Source organism: Chryseobacterium angstadtii (assembly GCF_001045465.1).
Taxonomy (GTDB): Bacteria; Bacteroidota; Bacteroidia; order Flavobacteriales; family Weeksellaceae; genus Chryseobacterium; species Chryseobacterium angstadtii.
In genome coordinates this window covers 318,410-344,749 of sequence record NZ_LFND01000004.1, presented here as the reverse complement: position 1 = coordinate 344,749, position 26,340 = coordinate 318,410, and the positions used below count along the sequence as shown (strand labels likewise).

The window sequence follows — 26,340 nt, the reverse complement described above, 5'->3', positions numbered from 1 at the left end:
CCTTCACCGAAGTTTTCGGAATTCTTTGAATAATTGATGTTTGATAAATGATCATTGATACTGGAAGACGCACCATTTCTATTGGACTGCTTTACATCATTGATCATTGATCTTTTATCATTGATGTTTGTAGAACTTCTGGAATAAATCCCTAACAATGCTCCTCCATCTTTCGTAGGAATTATTTTCTCCACTTCATCCAGGCCTTTTCCACCAAGAATGGTTTCAGAAAGTACTTTTCCGTTTTTATCCAATCTTGAAATCAAGACATCTTTGGAACCGTAACCTTTAGCCGTACCCTGAGGTTCTCGAAGGGTGACATTTCCGGCTACAAAGAATCCCAAATCCGTCGTCTGAATAACGGATCTTGCCTCCTCATCTGAGGAACTGCCCAAAGTTTTCTGCCATAGTTCATCTCCAAATTCATTGAGCCTTACCAGCCAGATATCAGATCCTCCTTTGGAATCTTCTTTTTTATCCAAACCTTTTCCGGAATAAGAAGTTCCTGCCAGAAGAAATCCTCCCTCCTGAGTGGCTACGGAAGCCGACAAATAGTCGTGGTTATTCCCGGAGAGGTATTTTTCCCACACCTGCTCGCCTTGCTGATTGAGTTTTATCAAATGAAAATCATAACCATTGTTTTGCTTTTGGCTATTAGCTGCTGGCGTCTGGCTTTTTGACTGGATCGAACTTCCCGAAATAAGATACTGCTGATCAATAGTAGTCGTAACCTGGCTTAGAAAATCCTGCGTAGAAGATTGGATATCTTTCTGCCACAATACTTCCTGGGCAGACAACCCAAGAACGGTACATAAAGTGCATGCACCCAAGTAGAATTTCTTCATCTCTTTGTGTTTTGTTTTAATATTAGTTTTTTAATTTCGACGCAAATTTAACGTTTTTTAACGGTTATTAAAGTCTCCTTAAAAAGATTTAATGTGAATTTTATCATTTATGCGTATAGTACTTATTTTTACACATGCTATTTTATCTCTATGAAACAAAAATAGTTATGGCTAGCGACAGAACGTGACGTATTATTTATTCTGAACAAGTAAATTCAGAATAATGTGCCCTAAAAACAAAAAGACTTAGTGAATTGATTTTCAATCATTAATATAGTGCTTGAAGCGACATAGAATTCATTGGAGTAATGCCTTACTTTAATAAACGAAGTGGCTTTGTTTAGCTTTAAAAACATTCAAAAAAGTAGTGAATCTTTGTTTACCCTTGCGATAATGATAATATTTTAATATTAAAGTCAGATTAATTATAGGGGTATAAAAAAAGAGACCCGAAAGTCTCTCTTTATTATTTCTGTTGAAATTGTATTTTTTAGCAAATATAGTATTTTGTTTTCATCAAGAATTTTAATAATCCTGATTGAAAAAACTCTGAATGGAGCTGTTTACTGTTTAAACTGAGAATGTTTTACTTCTCTTTGTCCGCAGTTTTCGGAAGCAGTACCGCAGTTTTGTAATAGCTGATGTCTGCATCAATCTGGCTCTGTAAATTTTTAAAAGTAGAGTATTCGTAATGCTCCCAGTCCAGATCATTATCCGGATTCGGAATTTTATTGATGGCCAGTTCAAGTTTCCCGTCTTCCTGGTAACTGAACTCTATCGCAGCATATTTTTCTCCGTTTTTATCGGCAGCGTACCAGCATTTTGTGGTTCTTTCCGGTATAGGTTGCATCGTTTCGTTATCAAGGATTTGAGAACAGATGAAATTTTCGGGATCATTATGGTAGAAAACCGTTTTTGAAATCAAAGGTTTTTCATCTACAGCCAGGGAATAGATTTTATTGGTGGTAATAATGAAGTCTCCGGCAGATTCTCTTTTTTCAATATCAAAAAGATCAGATTTCTCTTTCAGATAATTCACTACCTCTTCTTCATCATCTTCCCGGTTCATAAAGTAATTGATACTGTAAATTTCATCTTCAGTGAGAAACTCTATTTCTTTCAGCACATCAGAATCTTTTTCATAATAATATAAATGATAGTCGTCCAATTTCTCCGCTTTAGCTTTTGAAATCACTTCTCCAAAAATGTTTTTGTATACTTTTTTCATGTTTAGTCGTTTAATGTGTGTTGTGTAATCATTGTGTTTGTGTCAAAAAATATCTGAATTTCTTACACATTCCAAAACCCCACAGCCTTTAGATTCAATTAACTTGCTTTGGTTAAGTTGGCTTTGGTAATTTTATACCATTTCATGCCGTATTTTTCAGAATCATTATTTCTGAAACGGAAAGTTTTTTATAAGTACGGTTGTGTAGAAATTCGTTAAGGGGGTACCATATAGGTATTTCAGGCGGAATCATTATCCGCTGTATAGAGGGATCAGGCCTTTATTCTGGTCGTCTGGATGACATACCATTTGTATTTTTTCCCATAAGCATGGATGCTGTCCACGAGCTTAAAATTTTCATCTCTGTATTCAATTTTCATGGGTGGTCTTTTTGCGAGTTCAAATATATTTAAAATCAGAGAATTAAGAAATCATATCTGAATTTTTATAATAAGGATTTTTTGCTAAGAAGCCGGGAAGGATTGTTTCTATCTCATTAGCATAAATATACGGGCTGTCTGCATTGCGGTTTTCCATGGCAGAAAACTGACCCTCAGCATTATATAAAAGTTCTGATTGATAATTTGTTTTTTCATCGAGGTAATACTTTCTAATCACCACTTCAGATGTTCCCTTGAAATAATTTTCTTCCTTTTCATAGATCATCACACCGTTTTGGTCATACAGACTGGTGATATAAAACTCATCATTCTTTCCTTTGCTATAAGCTGTGCTGAATTCTTTTCTGTATTCGCCGATATGTTCTGTTTTTACCAGAGTAAAATCAATTTCACCAAATATCTTTACGAGAAATGAGACTGCTACTTCTTCAGATTCACCATCTTTCAAATAGTAGAGAAATTCTGAATATTTATCTACAGCAGCTCCGTCAAAAGGAGAAGTCTGTACAAAATTTTTCCACAGCAAAAGCATTTCTTTCATATCGGAAAACGGAATTTCCTGAAGAAACCTTCTGTCAGTATCAATATCTTCAAACACAACGGAAGTATCTGTGTATTTCATGGTGAGAAAATCCAGATAGATTTCTTCACAATATTCAGGATCATAGAAACCTTCCGAAATAATGAAGTCAATCTGTGAGATGATTTCATCAATACTTGCACTGTCTTTGAAACGTCCCATAAAATAGCCCAGAAAGTCTTTTTCTACAAGATGAAGGGCCATTTTAAGATTAACCGTTTTCCCATCAGGATAACTGAAGGGACGGTTAACAAAAGTGAGTTTATATTTTTCTAAGATTTCCATTTCCTGATGATCAATGTAAAGAATTAAAAACGACGGTAAATCGTCTTTTAACCTTGTAAAAATATTATAGTCTAAAAATAAGACAATAATTTTTAATGGAAAGAAAAATATCTGTAATTTTTAATTCAATTTCTTTAGATATCCTGAATTACACATCTTTGATGAAATCTTCATATTCATAATAAAACCGCTCAAATCCATCCATTTTCTCACGGAAGAACTCAAAAGTTTCCTGCCAGGTGTTTTTGTTGAACACAGATACATGATGTTTTTCAACCCAAATTCTGCTGATTATCTTTCCGTTTTCAAGAGTAAAATATTCCTCTTTTTGAAAATCTCCTATAAAATCTTTTAAAATATCTTCCAGAGACCAGATCTTTTCATAGTATGCATTACGGAAGATCTCATCCTTCATTTCTATATCCAAAGAGACTTCCGCTTTTTTGTTGTCGGCAAGAAATTTAAATGATAAATCCTTGATCTTGGTATCGTAAAGGAGCCATTTTCTCGGAAAAGACTTTCCAAAAGCCGTCCAAAACTCCTTTTTTAGCTGTTGTGCTTCTTGTTTACTGAACATGGGGCAAACTTAAGAATTTAATGGGAGAAGGGCAAAAGGGGTGGGAGTGAGAGGCGAAGGAAGCTCAGGAGGCTAAGAAGGCAAATAAGGCTGATAAAGCGAAAAAGTTAATGAGCAAAATGGCGAAAAGGCGGATGATTAAACACGAATAAGAAGGAAAGCTGAAAAGAATATTTGTAAATTCGTTTGCCTGCCTGGCAGCTTTATTTTATTATTTTTATGAATCTACACATTCATCTTATTCTCTTTACCACTTTATCAATTAGCCTCCTTTATCCTCTCAGCTTTCTTCGCCTTCTCAGCCTTCTTACCCTTTTCCCCTTCCCCCAATTCCCAAATTCAAACTATTTTCTTATTTTTGCTGTAATGCTTTCAAAAAAATCCCAATATGCTTTTAAAGCGCTGTCGTACCTTGTAGAGAAAAGGAATGACGGCCCGGTTCTTATTTCCGAAATTGCAGAACATAAGAAGATCCCTTTAAAGTTTTTAGAAAATATCCTGCTGGAACTTAAAAAAGCAGATATCCTCGACAGTAAAAAAGGAAAAGGGGGCGGCTATTTTTTAAGAGAAAATCCTGAAAATGTGAAACTTGCCAAGATTATCCGTTTGGTGAATGGGCCTATTGCCATGCTTCCGTGTGTCAGTTTAAACTTTTATGAAAAATGTGAAGACTGTAACGAAGATCACTGCGGACTGCATGATGTTCTCATCGAAGTAAGAGATGCCTCACTGAATATTCTTGAGAAAAAAACTTTAATGGATCTGGTCGACTGACCCGGTCCTTTTTTTTGATTTATTAGTCTACTTTTTTGGTAGGATAATATTTTTATTTGATATTTGCAGTGTTCCAAATGTTTCAGACATGCTCAAACTATGCTGCCAATGGTTTCAAAGCAGAAGAAAGAATCTGTTCAGAAAATCTAAAGGTTAGGGTCGGGCTGTAATAATATGATAATATGATAATTTCCAGAAAAATTCAGATAAGACTCAATGTATTTTTTATTACGGCTGCGCTATTGCTGATCACGGTTCTGTCCATGTATGAGTTGGGGTATATAGAAGAGCTCCAGAATATTCTGGCCAAAGACAACTATATTTTTTACTGGATGCTTTTGGTAGGTGTACTGGCGGAAATTGTCGCCGGATCTATGGGAATGGGCTATGGAGTGATCTGCACAACCACCCTTCTTTTCCTGAACATTCCACCCCATATTGTAAGTGCAAGCATTCATTCTGCTGAAAGTTTCACAACGGCGGCGGGAAGTCTCAGCCACATCAAACTGAAAAACGTAAGCAAAAGTCTCGTTAAAAAGCTGGCTGTTCCGGCGGTAATAGGAGCTGTTATCGGTGCGGTAAGCCTTACCTATCTGGGAGAATATTATGCCAATATTACAAAAACACTTATTGCTTTTTATACCCTTTATCTCGGAATTCAGATCCTGTCCAATGCTTTTAAAGAAAAGCAGAACAAAGCGATGAAAAGAAAGACCAATCTTACCAGGCTGGGAGTAATCGGAGGGTTTATAGATTCATTTGCCGGTGGAGGCTGGGGCCCGCTGGTTACCGGAACTTTGATTAAAAATGCTTTTACCCCAAGATTTGCTGTTGGCAGTTCTACGGTGGCTAAATTTATATTGACGATAACGGCCGCTATTACTTTTTTTCTTACTCTCGGAATCCAGCACTGGAATATTATTCTCGGTCTTCTGATTGGAGGTATTATCACAGCTCCTTTTTCTGCCATGCTCACCGCAAAGCTTCCAGTGAAAAAAATGTTTCTGGTGATTGGAATCCTCGTTATTGTGATGAGCTGTATAACTATTTATAAATCAGTTTTTAAGTGATATTTCTAAGGTTTTCAGAAAAATAAATGCCGGAAAAACAATTTTGGTTTTGAAAATATTCTACTTTTACATCACTAAACAATAGAACATGAATTTGCATATAGTAGCGCTTTTTAAGTTTAATGAAAACTATTTAATGGACGCTGTAGAACTGTTTCAGAACCTTGTAAAAGAAACCAGAAAAGAAGAAGGATGCCTTCAGTATGACCTTATTGAAGACAAAGACAACAAAGGAACTTTTTTCCTGATTGAGTTGTGGGAAAGTGTAGATCACCACAACAGGCACAACGGACAGGATCATCTTCTGGATTTCCGTAAAGATGCTTCAAAAATGCTGGAAAGCTCTGCGGAAGTGTATAAGGGGTTTAAGATATATTAGGCTTTGAGATTTAAAGGCTTAAAGATTTAAGGATTTAATGATTAAAAAATTAAAAGATTAAAAAAATAGGGGTTGCTGAGCTGAATTGTTCCGGGCATCCAATAATCTTTAAATATTTTAATCTTTGAATCTTTCAATAAAAAAATAAAAGGCGGCCCAGAGTACTGAGGCCGCCTTTTGATTAGAAAAAATAGAAAGTATTAAAATTTTGAGTTATTTCACAATAAGTTTTTTGGTTTCCGTACTGCCTCCGAAAGTAATTTTTACAATATAATTTCCGGCAGTAAGGTGAGATAAGTTCAGCTCCTGCTTGTAGAAACCGGCTTGGTTGGTCAGTTCTGCAGTATGTACTTTTTTCCCGGTAAGATCATAGACTTCTATGCTTCCTTTGTTGTTTGCTTTTTCCTTAACATCAAACAGAACCGTCACTTTTTTGTCAGCGGTCGTAGGATTGGGATAGATCCCGAAAGACGCTTTTTTGCTTACTTCCGTGATTCCCAGAGTAGCGGTTATCTTTTTGTATTTGAAATACATATCCCCGGTAGTAGCGCCTCCGTTGGTCGTGAAGTACATTCTGTAATAATCGCTGCCTTTTTTCACATAATACACTACATTGTTGTAAACGTTTCCAATACCTTTCCAGGAATGACCGATCGTAGTAAGGTTTGATGAGAAATTGGTATCCGCAGGCGTACTGAAGGTAGCTGTTTCCTGTGTTTCAGGCTGTACTTTTGCTACTTTTACACTTGGTCCCTGAATAGCCCCCGTAAGAGGATACATCATCATATTATTATAGAACGTGTAATATTTGGTAAACATAAAATCCCAGTCGCTTTTAGGAGGTTCCATATTGGGAACTTTGGCTCCGGTTGTGAATGAGAAGTAGTTGAAATACGCATTATCTGATCCGTTGGCAAGAGTTCTGGTTTCAGTAGGTCCCCATGCAGATCCGTCCCATTTTGAATATTTAAAGGTATATCCGGCAAAAGCATCTTCAATAGCAAATTTCACATACGTATTGGAAGTGGTATATTTTAAAACAAAAATGGCTTTTCCTTCGATGTGGTGAGTCATGCTGTTGTATACTCCCCAGCCCGTTGCAGGAAGGGTAGGATGGGTAATAGGACCCTGTTCAAAAGCTCCTTGGCTTATATCTGTAGTCTGGTCAGGGTTGTATAAAGGCTCACCCCAGCTTCCTATATTGCTGATGCTGATGTTGTCCCAGTCTGCCATGTTGGTAGAAGCAGTATATACTTCTATATTCATTGCATCATTCACTCTTGATCCAAATGCAAAGTTGGAATTTCTGTAAAAAGCAACATCCCATGTATTCGCTGGCTGGGAAACCATATTACCATTGGCAAGGTTAAAAAACACACGATTCTGGTAGGAAGGTCCCATCGTCATATTTGCCTGCGTGTATCCTAATGCATCAGTTTGTGCCAAAACAGTTTGTTGAACAGAAAGAGCAAGAACTGAAGCCAATAATAGTTTTGTTTTCATAACTTATTTTTTAAATTCTTATTTAGAATGATTCCACAAAAGTAGATAATTATTTTTAATCATTCTAAATAAAAACATGATATTTATCTTGTTTCAGAAGAATTGAGCATGAAAATGACCGTTTATAGTGCAGAAAAAAGCCGGCTGGAAAATCTTCCAGCCGGCTCTATAGAGGTTTTACAGTCTAATAAACCTTATTTTTTAATGAACTTGGATTTCACTGCTGATCCTTCAGCGGTTTCAACAAGCATATAATAAACACCAGTCTGAAGTGTGCTGATGTCAAATTTCCGGCCTTTTAGTTTTCCTTCGGCAACTTTTTGCCCTGCAGCAGAGTACACCTCAATATTTTTAGGCTCTGTCTTTGTAATAAATTCTAAAGCAGTGTTGTCAGAATTAACTGCAAACTTAAAGTTCTCTTTTACCGCAGCAGTATCATTTACTCCCAAAGAGCTATTCACTTTATAGACTACATCATCAATTTGAACAGCTACGTGGGTAGCACTTGGCGTAAATCTAAAAACAATATAAGAGCCTGTAGTTGAAGGAATATTAACACTTATGTTCTGATTTACTCCAATGGTAGTTACATTGATAGGATTTCCTACCGCTACAAAAGTAGACATATCGCTGGCGCTGTTGGCTAATCCGATCTGGATGGTTCCAGGCCCGGGAGACGGAGATACCAATGTAGTCGTAAATGTTAAAACTTTATTTCCTGTTGTATTCTCAATTAAAGGAGAAATAAGATAAGAAGGAGTTGTCGCATTATTACCTGCATAAGACTGGATAAATCTCTGTGTATTATCATTTTCCAGGGCAGCTACAATCATTCTTGGAGATGCAGGTGGAAATGCACCTGTAATAGGAGCCACTACTGCTGCCCAGCCTCCCTGCGGAAAAGTGGTTGCTCCAATAGTAAAGTTGTTGAAATTTTCATTGAGCGTCGCTACTTGTGCATGCGCTGTAAAAGCCGTAAACATCAATGTTCCTAAAAGTAGTTTTAATTTCATAACGTTATTTTTATTTAGAATTGTTCTACAAAAATAAGTATTTATTTTTAACTATTCTAAATAAAGCGTTATATTTGCGAAAATTTTTACTCTATGAAGAAGAAGGTGCTTTCCGTTCTATCATTATCCATAGTCTTTTGGATGAACGCACAAGAAAAAGATTCTCTTAATAAAAATAAAAAAATAGAGGAAGTTGTCATTACAGGTCAATATACACAGCAGTCCATCAATAAATCAATATATAAAGTTGACGTCATAGATGCCCAGCAGATCAAAAATATGGCGGCTACCAATGTGGCAGATGTTTTAAATCAAAGTCTTAATATCCAGATTACACCAGACACCCGCTCGGGAAATTCTACAGCCAACATTATGGGGCTTGATGGAAATTATGTGAAAATATTAATTGATAATATTCCGGTAGTAGGAGATACAGGGCTTGGAAGTAATATAGACCTTACCAAACTTTCTCTGAACAATGTAGAAAGAATTGAGGTGGTAAAAGGAAGCATGGGAGTAGAATACGGGAATGGAGCAGTTGCCGGAGTCATTAATATCATTACAAGAAAAACAAGTCCGAAAAAGATTGCGGTAAGAGCATCTCTTCAGGAAGAAACGGTAAGAAATAACTATGACCTTAAGAAAAAAGGAAACGGAAGACATATTCAGAACGTTAACGTAGATTACAACATAGATAACAACTGGTTTGCGAACATCAGCTTTAACCATAATCAATTTATGGGGTATGAAGGGGAGAGCAAAGGCTATAAATATTTTGGAACAGATCCTGAAATAAAAAGAGGCTACGAATGGAACCCGAAAGATCAATACGATGCTTCAGCATTGATAAGGTACACCAAGAACAAAACTTCATTCTATTACAAACTTTCTTATCTGAACGAAAAATTTAATTTTTATAATCCTGAAACCAATAGAATTCCTCTTAACGACGGGATGGGAGGTGTTGTTTATCAGAGTAGAGATAGAGAATACAATACCGACAGATGGATTCATCAGTTCAATATTCAGGCTAATTTAGGAGACATCCGTTATATGGGTGATTTTTCTTATCAGATCCAGGACAGAAAATACTTTGATTATAACTATGATATTCCTAACAGGACCGTCATAAATAAGGATGAAAAAAGATCCTATTACCAGACCGATATAATCTATTCAAGAGGGATGTTCAGTAATTTCCTGAACAATAAAACTTTTGATTTCCAGCTTGGTTATGAATTAGACCATACCAATGGACAGGCAGCCCTTATTGCAGGGCAGTTTTTTGGTGAATCTGTGAAAAGAAAAATCTTTACCTATTCCAATTTCGTTTCTGCCGAATGGAATATCTCTGATAAGTTCTCATTAAGACCCGGAGCACGACTTTCAGTAAGCGATATGTTTGATAATCAGTTTAATTACTCACTTTCGGCAAGACTGAAAACTTCGGAAAATTCAAATCTGAGAGCTGTTGCCGGGACAGCGAACCGCTTTCCTACCTACGATGAACTGTTTACTTATTTTGTGAATATCAACCATGATGTTCAGGGAAATCCTGATCTGAATCCTGAAAAAGGATTTTCAGCGGGTGTTTTCTGGGATCAGAATTTTTCAACCGCGAACGACTGGAGAATAGCTTATAGTGTGAATGCATTATACCTGGATGTACAGGACAGAATAGAAATGGTGACGGTAAAAAGACCTTCCACCTATAAATATATGAACCTCAATATCTACCGAAACATGCTTTTATCTGCCAATGTAGATTTTAGAAAAGATCAGCTGGCATTTTCATTGAGAGGTTCGGTTAATGGTACTTCCGTGTCATTAAATGAATTGGAGCACACTTCTCCTACAGATTTCCAATATCTTGTACAGGCCGGAGCATCAGTGAATTATAAACTGAAAAACGCGGGGACAGGCTTTTCACTGTTTTACAAATATACAGGGCCCGGAAGAAACTATGTACTGGAGAATGATATTGAAGGCTTCAGACTGGGTAAAACAGATGGTTTTCACATGATGGATTTTATTGTAAGCCAACCATTCTGGAAAAATCATCTTGAAGTATCCGCAGGGGTTAAAAATATATTTGATGTTACAAGTCTGAATTCTACTGCTGGTGCAGCAGCTGGTCATATTGCAGGCGCAGACCGCATTAATTTATATTACGGAAGAAGCTATTTTGCCAGATTAATCTATCAATTTTAAAACTAAGCTATCATTATGAAATATTTAAAAATACTATCCCTTCTGTCTATTGTTGCTTTGCAGTCGTGCCTTGCAGCCGATGAAGAACCGGTGGCCGTTGCTCCTCTTACAGGATCAGTAGTAGATGTTGCCGTAGGCGGGCCTACAGAGCCTAATCAGGTGTGGATTGATTTAAGTGATTACAAGAATGCTGCCACCAATACCAGAACAAGCTGGGATCTTGGGTTTTATACAGGAGATGCGTTCCGTGTAGTGATCAACGGATCTATTGCGATGACGGTTGCAAAAATTCCTAATGCTACAGATATCAATCTGGTAAAGGAATCGGACGTTACAGCTCTTAAAACAGAAGCTCAGGTGGGAACATTCAGTGCTGCCAATATGCAGTATGTTGATAATCCAAACGGAAGTTTTCTGACCCAAACGACAGGAATTGCTGCTATTAAAGAAAATGATGCGGAAAATCCAATCTACCTGGTCAATTTAGGAAGAGATCTTCCGTCTTCAAATAATATCGGAGCAGGATCTGTGAGTTTGTCGGGAGCAGCAAGAGGCTGGAAGAAAATTCAGATTTTACGCTCCCAGAACGGATATAAAATACGCTATGCAGATGTAGCGGCAACCACTTATCAGGAATACCTTATCACAAAAGATACCGAGTATAATTTCTCCTATTTCAATCTTAAAACCGGAGCCCCTGTAAAAGTACAGCCGAAAAAGAAAAAATGGGACCTTGCATTTACAACGTTTACAAACGAAGTATTCTCAGCTCCTACTACGAGTGCAGGAAGCTATTTCTATGCTGACTTTATTGTTACGAATACCTTAGACGGTGTTGGAGTATATCAAGTCAGTGCAGGAGGTAATCTTGAACAGGCTTATAATGCTTTCAAATTAAGCGATGTAGATCAGTCTAAATTTATTTTTAATGACCAGCGTGCACTTGGAGATAAATGGAGAACCACTACCGGAACACCCGATATACCACAGCCCTTTGTATACTCAGACCGTTTCTTTGTCTTAAAAGATACGGAAGGATTCTATTTTAAGCTGAGATTCAATGCGATGAAAGACAAAAACGGAAACAGAGGGTATTCCAATTTTGAATTTGACCCTTTATAATAAATCAAACAAATAGTACATCATGAAAAAATTAATACTTGCAGCTTCCATTCTGATGGCAGTATATTCATGCAAAAAAGAAGAAGGAGCTAAAAAAGAAAATACCACAGAAGCAGCTTCTGAAGCACCAAAATCCAATAATAAAATTGTTACCTTAAACGGAGGTATTACGGAGATTGTAACTGCACTTGGCCACGAAAAAGAAATCGTTGGAACAGATGTTACCAGCACCTATCCTGCAACATTAAAAGCGACAGCTAAAGATCTTGGGCATGTAAGATCTATGACGATTGAACCGATTATGGCAGTAAGCCCGACTTTAATTTTAGCTTCCGGGAAAGATATCAACCCGGAATTAATGACTAAAATCAAGTCTTCAGGGATCAAAACTGAGGTTTTCAACCAGGAATATACTGTAGAGGGAACTAAAAAACTTATTGCTGACGTAGCCAAAGCAGTTGGAAATACAGATTATCAGAAACTGAACGATAAAATAGACGCTGATTTAAAACAAGTTCAGCCTATCGCTAAAAAACCGAAAGTATTGTTCATCTACGCCAGAGGAAATATGCTGATGGTTTCAGGAACAAAAACACCAATGGATGCATTGATCACGCTTGCGGGCGGACAAAATGCCGTAACGGATTTCGAAGATTTCAAACCTTTGACACCGGAAGCCGTAGTAAAAGCGAATCCTGATGTTTTATTCTTCTTTGAAACCGGACTTCAGGGTGCAGGCGGAAACGAAGGAGCTCTTAAAATGCCGGGCGTAGCACAGACCAACGCAGGTAAAAACAAGAAAATCATCGCAATGGATGGAGGATTGGTTTCAGGTTTCGGACCTAGACTAGGAGAAGCAGCAGTAGGATTAAACAAACTTTTAATTGAGAACACAAAGTAAATTATACTTTCATCTAATTATAGGTGCCGTACTGCTTGTCATTATAGCAGTACTGGCGCTTAATACAGGAGTCTACGACTTTGGAGGAATGTCACCCTTCAAAGTTTTGTGGCAATATATAAAAGGAGATCCGGGTTTATCTTTAAGCGATAAATACGTGATCTGGGATGTGAGGGCAGCCAGAATTATTATGGCTATTTTAATAGGAAGCATGCTTGCCGTTTCAGGAACCAGCCTGCAGGGTCTTTTTAAAAATCCTCTGGCGACAGGAGATCTGATAGGACTTACATCGGGAGCGACACTGCTGGCGGCAATTGCCATTGTATTAGGAGGACATTTCAAACAGTATCTTCCCGAGGTGGTACAATTTTCAATAGTAGGAATTGCAGCATTTATCGGTTCCTTTTTGTCCATGATGCTCGTATACAGAATTTCTACGGCTGGCGGAAAAACCAATGTAGTCATGATGCTCCTTTCTGGAGTGGCCATTACGGCCATCGGATTTTCGATCACCGGATTTTTGATCTATATCTCAAAAGACGAGCAGCTCAGAGACCTTACTTTCTGGAACCTGGGAAGTCTGGCAGCAGCAACCTGGACGAAAAATATTATTTTAACAGTAGTTTTGATCATTTCTTACATTATTCTTCTTCCCAAAGGAAAGGCTTTAAATGCCATGATGCTTGGAGAAAAAGATGCACAACACTTAGGAATCAATGTAGAAAAGCTTAAAAAACAGATCATCATTATTGTAGCATTAATGGTGGGAACATGTGTAGCATTTTCAGGAACGATAGGATTTGTAGGACTTATTGTCCCTTATATCCTGAGACTTTTATTTAAATCGAATTACACATTTATACTGCCTTTGTCAGCCCTGTGCGGAAGCATATTACTGTTGACGGCAGATACTTTTAGCAGAAGCATTGTAGAACCTTCGGAACTTCCGATAGGAATTCTTACAGCCCTGATGGGAGGCCCTATTTTTATTGCTATTTTAGTTAAATTTAAAAAATCCCTGTAATGATAAAGGCACATCAAATCAGTTATAAACACAAAGATTTTCATATTCTGGATGGGATAGATATTGCCCTGGAATATGGTGAATTTCTTGCCATTGTAGGACCGAATGGAGCCGGGAAATCAAGTTTACTGAGTGTTTTGGCCAATGAGATCAAGTCTAAGCATACCATATTGTTTAAAGATAAAGATATAACCCGGTGGGAGATCAAAGAACTGTCTCAGCACAAAGCTAAATTTTCCCAGCACAACAGCAATGACATTCCGCTTGAAGTAAAGGATGTGATCATGATGGGAAGATATCCTTATTTTGATACCCAGCCCGGAAAAGAAGATCTTGAAGCCATGAATAGTATGATGGATCAAACTGATATTTTTCATCTGAAGGACAGAGAATACAATACCTTGTCCGGAGGAGAGAAACAGCGTGTACATCTTTCCAGAGTGATGGCTCAGCTTGAAAACAGCATTGCCCATAAACTGGTTTTTCTGGACGAACCTCTGAATAATCTGGATATAAAACACCAGTACAGGGCTTTGGAAATCATTAAAAGTTTCACCCAAAAAGCCAACAGTGCCATCGTTGTACTTCACGATCTTAATCTTGCCGCTCAGTTTGCAGACAAAATTTTATTAATGAAATCAGGAAAGGTTTCTGCTTATGGAACACCACAGGAAGTATTTACCGCCGACAATATTAGTCAGGCCTACAACTTTCCGTGCACCATTTGCGAACATCCTATTACCAATAACCCAATGATCATTTTTGGATAACCATGGAAAAAGATGAATTACAAATCCTCGCTCAGAATCTGGCCAACCCTCAGGGGGAAAAAGGCATAGAAATAGGTGAGATGATGAATACCACCAACATCAGCATGACATTAGAAAGCATTAAAACGCTTCTGATAGAAGATGATGAACACATCCTCGAAATAGGGCATGGGAATGCAGGGCATCTGAAAAATATTCTCAACAGAGCTCAGAATCTGAAATACACAGGAGTAGATATTTCCGAAACCATGTACAACGAAGCCAAAAGACTGAATAAAGATTTTGAAAGTCAGGCCGATTTTGTATTGTATGAAGGACAAAAACTTCCTTTTAAGGATCAGACTTTTGATAAAATATTTACCGTGAATACCGTTTATTTCTGGGAAAAACCCGTAGAATTCCTCAACGAGATCTACAGGGTTTTAAAGAAAGACGGAACCTTCGTCCTTACTTTCGGACAGAGAAGATTCATGGAAACACTGCCTTTCACAGAGTACAATTTTACCATGTACAGCAACAGCGAAATGGAACAGCTGATTTCTGAAAGCCCTTTCAAGAGAATGAAAATTTCCGATAAAGAAGAAGATATTCCCAGTAAATCCGGGAACGAAACCATCCATAGAATTTATACAGTTTTAACCATAAAAAAATAAAATAATGAGCACGTTAGTTAATGATTTAAAGGAAAAATGGGAGGCTCTGAAAGCAGAAAATCCACATATAAGAATAAGAAATGCAGCAGCACAGCTGGGCGTAAGTGAAGCTGAATTACTGGCAACAAGCATAGGAGAAGGCGTAACTGTTTTAAACCCTGAATTCCCGGCTATCCTTACCGAAGCGGAAAAATTGGGAAAAGTAATGGCACTTACCCGTAACGACGAATGTGTGCACGAAAGAAAAGGAATCTACCAGAATGGTGATTTCAGCAGCCCGCATGCTCAGCTTTTCGTAGGAGAAGATATTGATTTAAGAATATTCCTGAACCACTGGAAATCTGCATTTGCGGTAGTGGAAGGAGATAAAAAAAGCCTTCAGTTTTTCGGAAAAGACGGTCTTGCCCTTCATAAGATCTACCTTACGAAAAACAGTGATGAAGCAGCTTTCGATGCTATTGTAGATCAATTCAAAGCGGAAGATCAGAATCAGGTTCTTACGATAGAAGCTGTGGCTCCAAAAGCTCCTGAAAAAGCAGATGCAGAGATTGATGCTGAAGGATTCAGACAAGCATGGACAGAACTGAAAGATACTCATGATTTCTTTATGATGACCAGAAAATTCGGAGTAAGCAGAACCCAGGCATTAAGATTGGCTCCGGAAGGATTTACTAAAAAAATCGACAATGCAAAAGTGGTGAATGTTCTTGAAGACGCGTCAGAAAAGAATATTCCGATCATGGCTTTCGTTGGAAACAGAGGAATTATCCAGATTCACACCGGAAATGTGAAGAAAACACTTTGGCACCAGCAGTGGTTCAACGTTATGGATCCTGATTTCAACTTACACCTTGATGTAACAAAAATTGCAGAAGCATGGATTGTTAAAAAACCTACTGAAGACGGAGAAGTAACAGCAATTGAGGTATTCAACAAAGAAGGAGATTTCATTGTTCAGTTCTTCGGAAAGAGAAAACCGGGAATTCCTGAACTGCAGGAGTGGAAAGATCTTGTTGCAGAATTAGAGAAATAATAATTAGATGATTTTTGAATGGACCGTTTTGTTTTTTAATTCAAAGCGGTCTTTTTATTTTGAAGCAGATCGCAAAATTTGCTGAAAAAAAAGAAATTTGAGGGACAGATTTGTTTAACCACAAAAGTCACAAAAGTTTTTGGGATACTTTAGTTTTAAAAGCTTTTTTATCCTGAAAACAGCAAGAGCACATAAGCTGAAAGATCAGAGATTTTCATAGAGTTTTAGTACTTTTTGTACGCAATGTGTTTAACTTTAGAAATAATTAAAGAACTCAGATAAAAAACTTTTGTGACTTTTGTGGTTAAATAATAAAACCATTAAGGTTTTTTAAGTTTTAAAGAATAATTAAGATAAGCTTCGCTTTAAGTGTTTCATTGTGACTTAAAAAATCCAATGGATTTTGTCTTAATTTTACTTACTCTTTTCATTGATCTTAATGGTTTAAAAAAAGACTTTTATGGTTTAAAATCAAAACAAAAATTTGTGATATTTGTGAAGAAACATTGGTGTAATTTGTATTTAAATAAAATAAAAATGAAGAATATTTTCATAGCCTTTTTGCTGGCTGGTTTCTGCTCATTAAGCGGGCAGGACTTTAAAGCTTACCAGTTTTATGACAAGAAAGGAAAGGAGGTTAAAACGGATAAATTAGTCAAAGAACTGGCAGAATATGATGTGGTTTTCTTTGGTGAAAATCATAACAGCTCCATCAATCACTGGCTTCAGCTGAAAGTGACGGAAGGACTATTTCAGAAGAAAAACGGACAGCTTATTCTTGGAGCTGAAATGTTCGAAAGAGATAACCAGTCGCAGCTGAATAAGTATCTGGAAGGGAAATTTGATGCTAAAACATTAAAAGATTCAGCACGTTTGTGGAATAACTACGCTACCGATTATAAACCTCTAGTCGATTTTGCTAAAACTAAAAAGTTAAGTTTCATTGCGACTAATATTCCACGGAGATATGCTTCCCAAACCTCAAAAGAAGGCCTGGAGTCTTTAAATAAATTAAGTGCTCTGGAAAAGACCTATGTCGCTCAGCTTCCTATAAAAGTAACATTGGATACTCCGGGATATCAGGAAATGAAAGCGATGATGGGCGACCATGCAGAAGGTACAAAAGTGATGAATTTTATTTCGGCGCAGGCTACAAAAGATGCTACAATGGCTGAATCTATTCTCAAAAGTATGCAGGCGGGGAAAACATTCATTCATTATAACGGAAACTATCACAGTAAAGAATTCGGTGGAATTTACTGGTACATCAAACAGAAGAATCCTAATCTTAAAATGGCGGTGATCTCTGTTTTTGAATCTGAAGATCCTGAACTCAAGATCCCTGAAAAAGAATATATCCCGACAGAATTCAATCTGATTATTCCTGCGGATATGACGAAAACATTTTAAAATTCAATAGAAACGGGCTTTAGCCCGTTTTTTTGTTTAAAAATAGAAGCCTTACAAACATCATAGATGGGTTGTGACTATAAGATTCATTAAATATCCTATCCAGTTTATACAAAATATCCGTGCCAGTTACCTATTTGAAGCACAATATCTATCTTTGTGCTACAAAGAATAAAAATGAAAAAAATACCTTTTCTGCTGATCCTTTTTATGGGGTTCATCAATGCTCAGAAGCTGACACCAAAAGAAATTTCAATCATCAATCAAGGGGATATCAAGACGGCTATGCCGATTTATCAGACGACAGACCCGGAACAGCATAAAACTTTACTCAATCTCTCAACGGAAATTGATCCGGTAGATCCCAATACGGCAACACTCGTGAAAAGAATGAAAGAATCCCTTCTTTCTACGAATGGCGGAGTAGGAATTGCCGCTCCTCAGGTTGGAATCAACAGAAAAGTAATTTGGGTACAGCGTTTCGATAAAGAAGGAAATCCTTTCGAATATTTTATCAATCCGGTGATTGTCTGGAGATCGGAATTACAGAATCTAGGTCCTGAAGGAGATTTATCTATTCCTGAATTCAGAGATCAGTTTTACAGAAGCAAAGTAATTCAGCTGGAATATGTTGATCTCAAAGGGCAGAAATATGCTGAAATTGTGGAAGGTTTTACCGCCGTGATTTTCCAGCATGAAATAGACCACCTTTTCGGCATCCTGATTTCAGATAAAAAGGAAAAAGAGAAGAACGATTCTTATAAAAAAGTAGATGCTTTTAAAAGAAGTGATTCTGTGACGAGATAATGATTGATTTCCAATTGAATTTAATCTTTTCCTGTACAGCATATTCTGTTTGATAGAAGTTTTAGTTTCTTGTATACTTACATTTCGGGAAATTAGTACAGCCCCAGAAAGATCCATATTGACCATTTCTTTTAATAAGGTTCCCTCCACAATTAGGGCATGAAATATTTCGGTTGATGGTAGAGTTGGCTATTATACTTTTATCTTCAGCGCGAATGTTTTTCCTTGCAGTGAGTATTGTTGCGACAATTTCATTCTTGGTTCGTTCATGTATATAAGCTGAGTCATATTTTTTTATGGTTTTGATTAACTTATTGGTATAAACCACATCAGTATATGTTTTGGTTTTAAGGGTTGCCCTTTTTGTAAATGTAATTATTGAGTAATATCGCAAATAAGGATAGTTTTTCAGGACGTGTTTTAAAGCATAAATATGACCCTGATTTTGTAAAATAGGATTGTAAAACTTACGTCTGTACTTATAAATAACCTGAGACCAATACCTGTCTTTTTCATAGCCTACAATCCAGCCTTTATAATTCTTGGTTTCAATAACAAATATTCCATAATCTGAAACAATGATGTGATCTATTTGTGAAATGGAACCTTTAATCTTTAATTCAATATTATTCAGAACAATATATTCTTTATTATTTAATCTTTTAAGTTTTTCAGAAACCCTTCGCTCACCAATATATCCCTTTATTTTTGGAATATAATATCTGATGATTAAGTACAGGATGCCTAAGATAAAAATGATTAAAAGACTACTGTTCATGCTGTTTGTATACTATTTAAAAATCTGCTCCCAAAAGAAACAGATTTTATTTTAATTAAAGATATTAATTCTAGAGAAAGTTTCACCTCTCATGTCCTTTCCGTCAAAGGGCTCTAAATAAATTGATGATTTTGATAAGTGCATCGTCAAGGTAGCGATGTTAAATATTTAATCTATGTGAAAAACAATCGATTCTATATGTTTTGATTTTAAATTTTAGTTCACCTCTTTTTCTGGATTCATTGATAAGTTCATATACCCTTCCATTTTCAGAATCTAAAAAGTATTGATTGTATTGCATTGTTTTTTCAGAATCTTTAAGAATATGATTGAAAACTGATTGAGTTCTATTGATACAGGAATCGGATTCTTCCAACTTGTATTTATCTACTCTATAGGTAGAATAAACATAATTTTCGAAAATTTTTGGTTTTAAATACAGATTGGTTTCAGTATTTAAAATGTTACTCATCATTACTTTTGTTAGAATTGTAAAGTCTGCAGGTTTTAAATTTAACTCTCTAACTAAAATATTCATCTGCTTTTCAAAAGTTGTATTGGTTTTCGGATAAAGGAGAGGTTGCTTTTCGTTGATGAAATCCCAATAATCAAAATACATATTTGAAAAGAATGGAATGGAGTAAAATCTTTTGTTCTTTTCAAAAACTAAAACCTCGTCGTAATCTTTTTTTTCTGGATTTTTATAAAGCGTTACAGACAAGGAATCCAGATCAACCTTTGTTACTTTTTCTAATTTTTTATCAATCATCGGAAAATTGTCCAATACTGATTTTATACTTTCCTCCGGGGAATCAAAGCCATATTTTTTCCCTTTATTACAAGAAATGAGTATGGAGAATACAATTAGAATTAAAATGATTTTTTTCATTAAAATATCTTTTAGTAGCTTATTTTTAGTTTTAAATTGCAACCATTATTTTCATCCAACTCATATTTTTTTCCATTCTTTCCCTCTTCAATCAACTTAAGACTTTTTGAAGATACGGCAATAAATACATCAAAATTTCCATAGGGATTTTTGTAAAGATTATATTCATCAATCCTAAATCTTGGTGTTATATTCAATTCATATTCATTAAAATTTTTCTCGCTTTTTTTATAAAAGTTTATTGTAGTTGAATTTAATCCGTTATCAAAACTGGCAATATATTTTCCATTTTCTAAAATTTGAGGGAAACCATCCGTGACTTGCGAAATTTTAGTTTTTTCATTAAATAATAAAAATCCTGATATTTCAAATCCAGCCATTTTAAAAATATAGTAATCAGATTTTTTGTCAACAAGAAGAAATTTTATGTTACAGGATTTTGATTTTCTTAATTTGTTGTTTTCATAAAAAGAGAATGTTGCACAAGAATCTTGAAAAACTTTTGGAAACTTCGTTTTAAATTCAGATAATAAATTTTGGTTTTCTAAGTTGAAGATTGGATTTAATTTTATTTTTTTTGATTTTAGATTATTGTAGTCTTCTTCACTGAGAAATTCAAATTTTACGGCTTCATTTCCTTTAATTTTATATGAAAAGTATTGGCATTTTTCATTATCAAAAGGTTTAAGAATTTGTGAGTTTCCCATTTCAAAAATAAAGCTCAGAATAAAAAATAAGTATTTAATCATTGTAATTTTATGATGGAATAGACAACATCTCAAATGGTTGTATCAGTCCAAATTATACTTCCATAAAATTAATAATTTTAACTTGAAAACAATCTTTAAAATATCGGGTATATAAGGATAGAACCTATTTAACAAAAAAAAATCTGCTTCAAAAAGAAACAGATTTGCTTTATCATTAAATCAATTAAATCTAGTTATTCGTAACAGAAAATTTCACCTCCATATTATTTCTCGTCGCATTAGAGTAAGGACAAATCTGATGTGCCTTTTCCGTCAAAGCCTGTGCTTCCTCAATCGAAACTCCGGGAATATTTACATCCAGCTCTGCAGCCAAACCGAAACCTCCGTTTTCAATCTGTCCGATGCTTATCTGAGCCGTAACGGTTGTTTCTCCAGTTTGGGTTTTAGATAAACTGATCACTCTGTTAAGTGCACTGTCAAAACATGCTGAATATCCTGCCGCAAAAAGCATTTCAGGGTTGGCAAAATCATCATTGCCGCCACCTAAAGCTTTAGGCATTCTTACTTCAAGATTCAGAACTCCGTTTTCACTTTGTACATGGCCGTTTCTTCCGCCTTGTGCTGTTACTTTTGTTGTGTATAATGTTTTCATTTATTTTTCTATTTTGCTTAATATTTTTTGGATAGTTTCTTTAAGTTGAAGAAGATCTTCGGTTTCTACACCGATCTTATTCTGTATTTTCCCCGGAATTTCACAGGCTTTCTGTTGCAGTTGTTTTCCTGCTTCTGTTAAAAATACTTCAACCACTCTTTCATCCTCTTTTTTTCTTTTTCGGTTGATGATTCCTTTGCTTTCCAGTCTTTTCAGAAGAGGAGTTAATGTACCGCTATCCAGAAACAGCTTTTCACCAATATGACTGACGGCAAGACCATCATTTTCCCACAATACCATCATCACAAGATACTGAGGATACGTAATATCAATCTCATCTAAAAATGGCCGGTAAAGACCTGTGATCTCCTTTGCAATCACATAAAGCGGAAAGCAGATCTGGTTTTCTAATTGTAACTGTTTTGAATTTTCCATAATGCTGAGTATGAAAGAGAAGTATGAATTGATTATTTTTTGATGATGAATTCCTCCATAGGAACTCTCACTTTTTTCATTGTCGACAGCCAGTCTTTTTCCTCATCCCTGTACCCAAGATACAGAAGGCTGACACTTTTTAATCCTAATTTTTCCAATCCTAAAATTTCGTCTACTACTTTATTGCTGAAACCTTCCGCAGGAGTGCTGTCTATTTTTAACTCTGCAGCCTGTGCAAGGGCAAATCCCAAAGCAATATAAGTTTGGCGGGCCGTATGGGCGAAATGTTCCTCAGGAGTCTGTGCATTATACATCTCTTTGATTTTATCTGTATAGCTTCCAAAACGTCCTCTCGGCAAATCCCTTACATCGGTGTGATAATCATATACCTGGTCAATTTTTTCATTGGAATAGCTGTCCCAGGCTGCAAATACAAGAACGTGAGAAGAATCTCTCATCACTTCAGGGTTTAAAGCTCCGGCAGTCATTTTTTCTTTTAATTCCTGATTTTCCACCACTATAATACGGAAAGGCTGAAGTCCGGATGAGGTTGGAGCCAATCTCGCAGCTTCCAGAATAGTATTAAGATCTTTTTCTGATATTTTTTTTGAAGGATCATATGCTTTTACGGCATGTCTCCATTGTAAGTCTTCTATTAATGACATTTCTATTATTTTTAATTATTTGTTCTATGAAATCATCCTTTAAAAAATCACCTGATGAATTTCTTTAACAAAGGTAGATTAATTTACATTGTGTACAATTTAATTTTAATAGATTTAATTTATAACGATTTTAGAAAAATAAACTAATTCAAAAATTCGCTCCTTCACCATCTTAGCCATCTTCGCTTTCTTTGCCTTTTCACCTTTTCGCCATTGCGAGCCACATTTACCGCAGGAATCGGATTTTTTAAGAAATCATTTATTTGAAACTTTGCAGCAGAACTTTAAAACAGAAAAACAATGCAGAGATTTAAAAACAAAACAGGTCTGATTACGGGCGGCACCAATGGCATGGGATTGGCCACTGCGAAACAATTTATAAAAGAAGGCGGGAATATTATCATTACCGGCCGAAGTGAAGAAACAGTACAGAACGCTTTAAAAGAACTGGGTGAAAATGCTTTCGGTTTTGTTTCTGATGCGGGAAATATGACAGACCTTTTGAAACTAAAGCAGGAAGTAGAAAAATATACGGAAGTTATTGACTTCGTATTTCCCAATGCAGGGTATGGAAAATTTTCTCCGGTTGAAAATGTGGATGAGAATTATTTCAACGAGCTTTTCAATATGCTTGTAAAAGGTCCGTTTTTTACGGTTCAGCAGATGCTTCCGTTAATGAAAAAGGGAAGTTCAGTTGTTTTTAATACTTCCGTAGCCACAGAAATAGCCATGCCCGATTTCTCAGTTTATTCCGCTGCAAAATCTGCGGTCCAGTCATTTATAAAGACTTTTGCTGTAGAACTTACAGAACGCGGAATACGGGTAAACGGCATCAGTCCCGGACATATTAAAACCAATATTTTTAAAAATACAGGCCTGAATGCAAAGCAGATTGAAAGTGCAGTTCAGCATATCATTCCTACCATTCCTTTTAAAAGACAGGGTGAACCGGAGGAGATTGCCAGCGCAGTACTGTTTCTGGCTTCAGAAGAGGCTTCCTATATTCACGGAGCAGAGCTGAAAGTAGATGCAGGAATTTCTGTGATCAGATAAATAAAATTTCCCCATTATATCTGAATAATGGGGAAGTTTTATATGAAATCACTGCTTTTTATCGTTTTGATGTGCATGTAGTATGCAGACAAAAGAACAATTGTATCAGGGAATTTCATTGATTTGTTTGATGATATTCGTATTATTTTCAATACCAATATGATAAGCTTTTGCTTTTTTATGGCTCATGGTTGCTTTTTCCAGAAGTGCTTTATAGTCCTTTCCTTTTTTAGACAGATAAAAAATCTGCGGACTTATCCCAATGGATATACGGGTAAATTCTGCTGGTTTTTCAGGATCGTCGTAAACGTCCGTAATGACGGAATTATTATACCAGGTCAGGTTTTGTGGTCCTGAGTTTCCGGAACAGGATGTAGTCATAAATAGTACTAATAATAGAAAAGTCCAGATTTTCATAGAAAAATATTTAGGAAACAATTCCTGTAGTTCGTGGTGAGAATTACAGGAAATGTTTCAGTTATTTAGAATCCGCAGCTTGCCACACTTGGAGCCGGTGAAGGAGAACATCCTGAAAGAGATGAGAATTTGGTAAGAACACAATTGGTATTTACCAGATTATTATCATACAGATAAGATGCACTTGGGCTTCTGTAGTATACATTTCCGGCTGTATTGGCGTATGAACTTACCGAAGCAGATCCACAGGTTGTATTGATGCAGGCATTTCTCCACGCTGTATCGGTAACAGGTCCGCTTGGGAACAGGGAAGGATCTATGATTCTTTTTTCAGTAACTCCGGAAGCATTTTTATAACTTACCAAAATAGCAACATGGTAGCTCCATGCTACGCAGCACGTACCTGTAGATGCTTTAAGGTTTCCGTATACAAACTGTTTCTCACAGTCATATCCGTTGTTGATCAGAATTTGTCTCATTTTGTGAGCTCTTGCATAGCATCCGTCTACCGGATATCTGAACGTAATACACGGAGAAGATGCTGTCGTAGTACCACAAGCCTGGTTTTTGATCAGATTAAACATACTGTTCAGTGTAGCTACATTAGGAAGAACAGTGGTTAATTTGCTGGCTACCTCTTTATTTTCTTTAGTGAAAACAGATTTGAAATAGCGTACATCTTCCTCGCTGCCTTTTTCTACTTTTGCAATTTCATGGGTATTCGGCTTAATGAATACCTGGATAGGGGTTTCGTTTTGTACAGCTTCGCGGATCAGGCTGATGTACTTTTCATTGTCTTTGGTAGGGGTGATGGTGTAGAATTGAGCGGTAACCATGAAAGAGACTTTCAGAGTACCATTTTCATCTTCTATCCCTACCGGAACTGTTTTTCCCAGTTCTGTAAAAGCTTTGCTGCTGGTTTCGTTCTGACTCAGTTGCTGTTGTTCTGCGGCAGATTCTGTACAGGCATTGAATGACATTGCTGCCACAAACGCCATCATTGATAGCAAAAAATTTTTCATAATTCTCATAATTTGATGGTTAGTAATAAAATGTATTATTGTTAAGTGTGTGTTGTTTTTAAGTGTGTGATTGGTGTAATAATAGTTCACTTTAATGTGAGATTAAATGTAAAAAAAAATAAAATTACTGCCAATTATTTTCTATTAAAAAATATTTATTTTAACAATTGTAAGGATTAAAGCTGTGTTTTACGCATTGTTTTCATGCTTTTAATGTTAATTTACTAATGAAACTGAAATATGAACCAAAGAAAAATCCTGACAGATAATCTGTCAGGATTCGTTTATTGAAGGTGTATTTTTTAATAATGAGCTGTTTTCAACTCTAAAAAATAGAATATTTAAACAGGCTTAGTTGATGACTTATAAATAAGTTCAGCTTCAAAAACATCAATGAAATGTTTTCTGATTTTGGCTTTCAGTTCTTCCATTTGTTCAGAAGTCAGTTGTCTTTCCAGTTCTCTTTTTAATGAGGTTACCTGTTTGTCTTTGATTCCGCATGGGATAATGTATTCAAAATAACGCATGTCGGTGTTTACATTCAAAGCAAATCCATGGAGTGTTACCCATCGTGAAGCTTTTACGCCCATCGCACAGATTTTTCGTGCATAAGGTTTTCCTACATCCAGCCAGACTCCGGTTTCTCCTTTGGAACGTTCCCCTTTAAGGCCGTATTCACCAATAGTCCTGATGATTACTTCTTCCAGATTTCTCATATACAAATGAATATCGGTGAAAAAGTTCTCAAGATCCAGTACCGGATAACCTACTATCTGCCCGTATCCGTGATAAGTAATGTCTCCGCCACGGTTTACTTTTACAAAAGTGGCATCAATCTCTTTCAGTTTGTCGATCCCGGCAAGCATATTCTCTTCGTGACCGCTTTTTCCTAAGGTATAAACGTGAGGATGCTCTACCAATAAAAAATGGTTGGGTGTAGTTATATGCTGTTCCGCGGGTAAATCACGGTTTTTTATTTTAGTATCAATGATATTTTTCATCAGACTTTCCTGATAATCCCAGGCAGGCTGATATTCTTTTATTCCCAGATCTTCAAATTCTACTGACTTATTCTGATTTGTATTCATATGCTGATGTCTGTTTTCTTAACGGGAATGTGGAGTTGCAATTTC

General features: G+C 36.2%; 27 protein-coding genes and 1 pseudogene. 13 read left to right on the top strand and 15 right to left on the bottom strand.

All coding sequences use genetic code 11. The features are described from left to right. The 4 genes and pseudogenes from ACM46_RS14910 to ACM46_RS14895 form a co-directional block, all read right to left on the bottom strand. Positions 1-845 (bottom strand): annotated as a pseudogene (locus ACM46_RS14910) (T9SS type A sorting domain-containing protein); the annotation flags it as partial. Between the two features lie 586 nt (positions 846-1,431). Beyond that, positions 1,432-2,073, bottom strand: coding sequence for a hypothetical protein (locus ACM46_RS14905; protein ID WP_048507464.1), 642 nt, complete (start codon positions 2,071-2,073; stop codon positions 1,432-1,434). Positions 2,074-2,496: 423 nt separating this feature from the next. Next, the gene (locus ACM46_RS14900) at positions 2,497-3,339 is read right to left on the bottom strand and encodes a hypothetical protein (protein WP_048507463.1); all 843 of its coding nucleotides are present in this window, start codon (positions 3,337-3,339) and stop codon (positions 2,497-2,499) included. A gap of 148 nt (positions 3,340-3,487) precedes the next feature. Next, a complete protein-coding gene (locus ACM46_RS14895) occupies positions 3,488-3,916 on the bottom strand; it encodes a DUF4268 domain-containing protein (protein ID WP_048507462.1) in 429 nt (142 codons plus the stop codon). A gap of 366 nt (positions 3,917-4,282) precedes the next feature. On the opposite strand from ACM46_RS14895, the gene ACM46_RS14890 reads away from it, so the two are divergent. From ACM46_RS14890 to ACM46_RS14880, 3 genes are all read left to right on the top strand, one after another. Then, entirely contained in the window at positions 4,283-4,690 is a 408-nt protein-coding gene (locus tag ACM46_RS14890) for an RrF2 family transcriptional regulator (protein ID WP_034743243.1), read from the top strand. Positions 4,691-4,872: 182 nt separating this feature from the next. Then, entirely contained in the window at positions 4,873-5,760 is an 888-nt protein-coding gene (locus tag ACM46_RS14885; RefSeq protein ID WP_048507461.1) for a sulfite exporter TauE/SafE family protein, read from the top strand. A gap of 88 nt (positions 5,761-5,848) precedes the next feature. Further along, positions 5,849-6,139 (top strand): putative quinol monooxygenase, encoded by a 291-nt coding sequence (locus ACM46_RS14880; RefSeq protein WP_048507460.1) that lies wholly within the window; start codon positions 5,849-5,851, stop codon positions 6,137-6,139. A 213-nt stretch (positions 6,140-6,352) separates the two neighbouring features. Here ACM46_RS14880 and ACM46_RS14875 read toward each other — a convergent pair whose 3' ends face one another. Continuing rightward, positions 6,353-7,642, bottom strand: coding sequence for a T9SS type A sorting domain-containing protein (locus tag ACM46_RS14875; protein ID WP_048507459.1), 1,290 nt, complete (start codon positions 7,640-7,642; stop codon positions 6,353-6,355). A 194-nt stretch (positions 7,643-7,836) separates the two neighbouring features. Next, entirely contained in the window at positions 7,837-8,655 is an 819-nt protein-coding gene (locus tag ACM46_RS14870; RefSeq protein ID WP_048507458.1) for a T9SS-dependent choice-of-anchor J family protein, read from the bottom strand. A 93-nt stretch (positions 8,656-8,748) separates the two neighbouring features. Between ACM46_RS14870 and ACM46_RS14865 the strand changes: the two genes are divergently transcribed. The 9 genes from ACM46_RS14865 (at position 8,749) to def (ending at position 18,586) form a co-directional block, all read left to right on the top strand. Further along, entirely contained in the window at positions 8,749-10,866 is a 2,118-nt protein-coding gene (locus tag ACM46_RS14865; RefSeq protein ID WP_048507457.1) for a TonB-dependent receptor plug domain-containing protein, read from the top strand. Between the two features lie 15 nt (positions 10,867-10,881). Continuing rightward, positions 10,882-11,988: an HmuY family protein gene (locus ACM46_RS14860; RefSeq protein WP_048507456.1), complete on the top strand. Its 1,107-nt coding sequence runs from the start codon at positions 10,882-10,884 to the stop codon at positions 11,986-11,988. Positions 11,989-12,010: 22 nt separating this feature from the next. Beyond that, positions 12,011-12,889: a heme/hemin ABC transporter substrate-binding protein gene (locus ACM46_RS14855; protein ID WP_048507455.1), complete on the top strand. Its 879-nt coding sequence runs from the start codon at positions 12,011-12,013 to the stop codon at positions 12,887-12,889. Then, positions 12,873-13,913, top strand: a complete 1,041-nt coding sequence (locus ACM46_RS14850; RefSeq protein WP_048507454.1) for a FecCD family ABC transporter permease — start codon at positions 12,873-12,875, stop codon at positions 13,911-13,913. The genes ACM46_RS14855 and ACM46_RS14850 overlap by 17 nt, the downstream gene beginning before the upstream one ends. Further along, entirely contained in the window at positions 13,913-14,683 is a 771-nt protein-coding gene (locus ACM46_RS14845; RefSeq protein WP_048507453.1) for a heme ABC transporter ATP-binding protein, read from the top strand. Before ACM46_RS14850 ends, ACM46_RS14845 begins: the two co-directional genes overlap by 1 nt. A gap of 2 nt (positions 14,684-14,685) precedes the next feature. Next, a complete protein-coding gene (locus ACM46_RS14840) occupies positions 14,686-15,336 on the top strand; it encodes a class I SAM-dependent methyltransferase (protein ID WP_048507452.1) in 651 nt (216 codons plus the stop codon). Positions 15,337-15,340: 4 nt separating this feature from the next. Beyond that, positions 15,341-16,369 (top strand): hemin-degrading factor, encoded by a 1,029-nt coding sequence (locus tag ACM46_RS14835; protein WP_048507451.1) that lies wholly within the window; start codon positions 15,341-15,343, stop codon positions 16,367-16,369. Between the two features lie 537 nt (positions 16,370-16,906). Next, positions 16,907-17,779, top strand: a complete 873-nt coding sequence (locus ACM46_RS14830; RefSeq protein ID WP_048507492.1) for a ChaN family lipoprotein — start codon at positions 16,907-16,909, stop codon at positions 17,777-17,779. A gap of 177 nt (positions 17,780-17,956) precedes the next feature. Beyond that, positions 17,957-18,586: a peptide deformylase gene (gene def / locus ACM46_RS14825; protein ID WP_048507450.1), complete on the top strand. Its 630-nt coding sequence runs from the start codon at positions 17,957-17,959 to the stop codon at positions 18,584-18,586. A gap of 61 nt (positions 18,587-18,647) precedes the next feature. On the opposite strand, the gene ACM46_RS14820 is transcribed toward def, so the two are convergent. From ACM46_RS14820 to ACM46_RS14795, 6 genes are all read right to left on the bottom strand, one after another. Continuing rightward, complete coding sequence (locus tag ACM46_RS14820; RefSeq protein ID WP_083997418.1) at positions 18,648-19,364, bottom strand: NERD domain-containing protein; 717 nt, start codon at positions 19,362-19,364, stop codon at positions 18,648-18,650. Between the two features lie 160 nt (positions 19,365-19,524). Further along, on the bottom strand, positions 19,525-20,253 hold the full coding sequence (locus ACM46_RS14815; protein WP_048507449.1) for a hypothetical protein: 729 nt from the start codon (positions 20,251-20,253) through the stop codon (positions 19,525-19,527). Between the two features lie 11 nt (positions 20,254-20,264). Beyond that, positions 20,265-21,002, bottom strand: coding sequence for a hypothetical protein (locus ACM46_RS14810; RefSeq protein ID WP_048507448.1), 738 nt, complete (start codon positions 21,000-21,002; stop codon positions 20,265-20,267). A 190-nt stretch (positions 21,003-21,192) separates the two neighbouring features. After that, positions 21,193-21,615: an organic hydroperoxide resistance protein gene (locus ACM46_RS14805; RefSeq protein ID WP_048507447.1), complete on the bottom strand. Its 423-nt coding sequence runs from the start codon at positions 21,613-21,615 to the stop codon at positions 21,193-21,195. Next, complete coding sequence (locus tag ACM46_RS14800; RefSeq protein WP_048507446.1) at positions 21,616-22,050, bottom strand: MarR family winged helix-turn-helix transcriptional regulator; 435 nt, start codon at positions 22,048-22,050, stop codon at positions 21,616-21,618. Positions 22,051-22,082: 32 nt separating this feature from the next. Continuing rightward, the gene (locus ACM46_RS14795; protein WP_048507445.1) at positions 22,083-22,715 is read right to left on the bottom strand and encodes an NAD(P)H-dependent oxidoreductase; all 633 of its coding nucleotides are present in this window, start codon (positions 22,713-22,715) and stop codon (positions 22,083-22,085) included. A 300-nt stretch (positions 22,716-23,015) separates the two neighbouring features. Between ACM46_RS14795 and ACM46_RS14790 the strand changes: the two genes are divergently transcribed. Then, complete coding sequence (locus tag ACM46_RS14790) at positions 23,016-23,768, top strand: SDR family oxidoreductase (protein WP_048507444.1); 753 nt, start codon at positions 23,016-23,018, stop codon at positions 23,766-23,768. A gap of 105 nt (positions 23,769-23,873) precedes the next feature. Here ACM46_RS14790 and ACM46_RS14785 read toward each other — a convergent pair whose 3' ends face one another. The 3 genes from ACM46_RS14785 to lipB all read right to left on the bottom strand — a co-directional run bounded on the left by ACM46_RS14785 (position 23,874) and on the right by lipB (position 26,295). Further along, positions 23,874-24,185 (bottom strand): hypothetical protein, encoded by a 312-nt coding sequence (locus ACM46_RS14785; protein ID WP_131707601.1) that lies wholly within the window; start codon positions 24,183-24,185, stop codon positions 23,874-23,876. A 65-nt stretch (positions 24,186-24,250) separates the two neighbouring features. Then, positions 24,251-25,207, bottom strand: a complete 957-nt coding sequence (locus tag ACM46_RS14780) for a protein-glutamine glutaminase (protein ID WP_131707600.1) — start codon at positions 25,205-25,207, stop codon at positions 24,251-24,253. 341 nt (positions 25,208-25,548) lie between these two features. Continuing rightward, complete coding sequence (gene lipB / locus ACM46_RS14775) at positions 25,549-26,295, bottom strand: lipoyl(octanoyl) transferase LipB (protein WP_048507441.1); 747 nt, start codon at positions 26,293-26,295, stop codon at positions 25,549-25,551. Between the last annotated feature and the right edge of the window lie 45 nt (positions 26,296-26,340).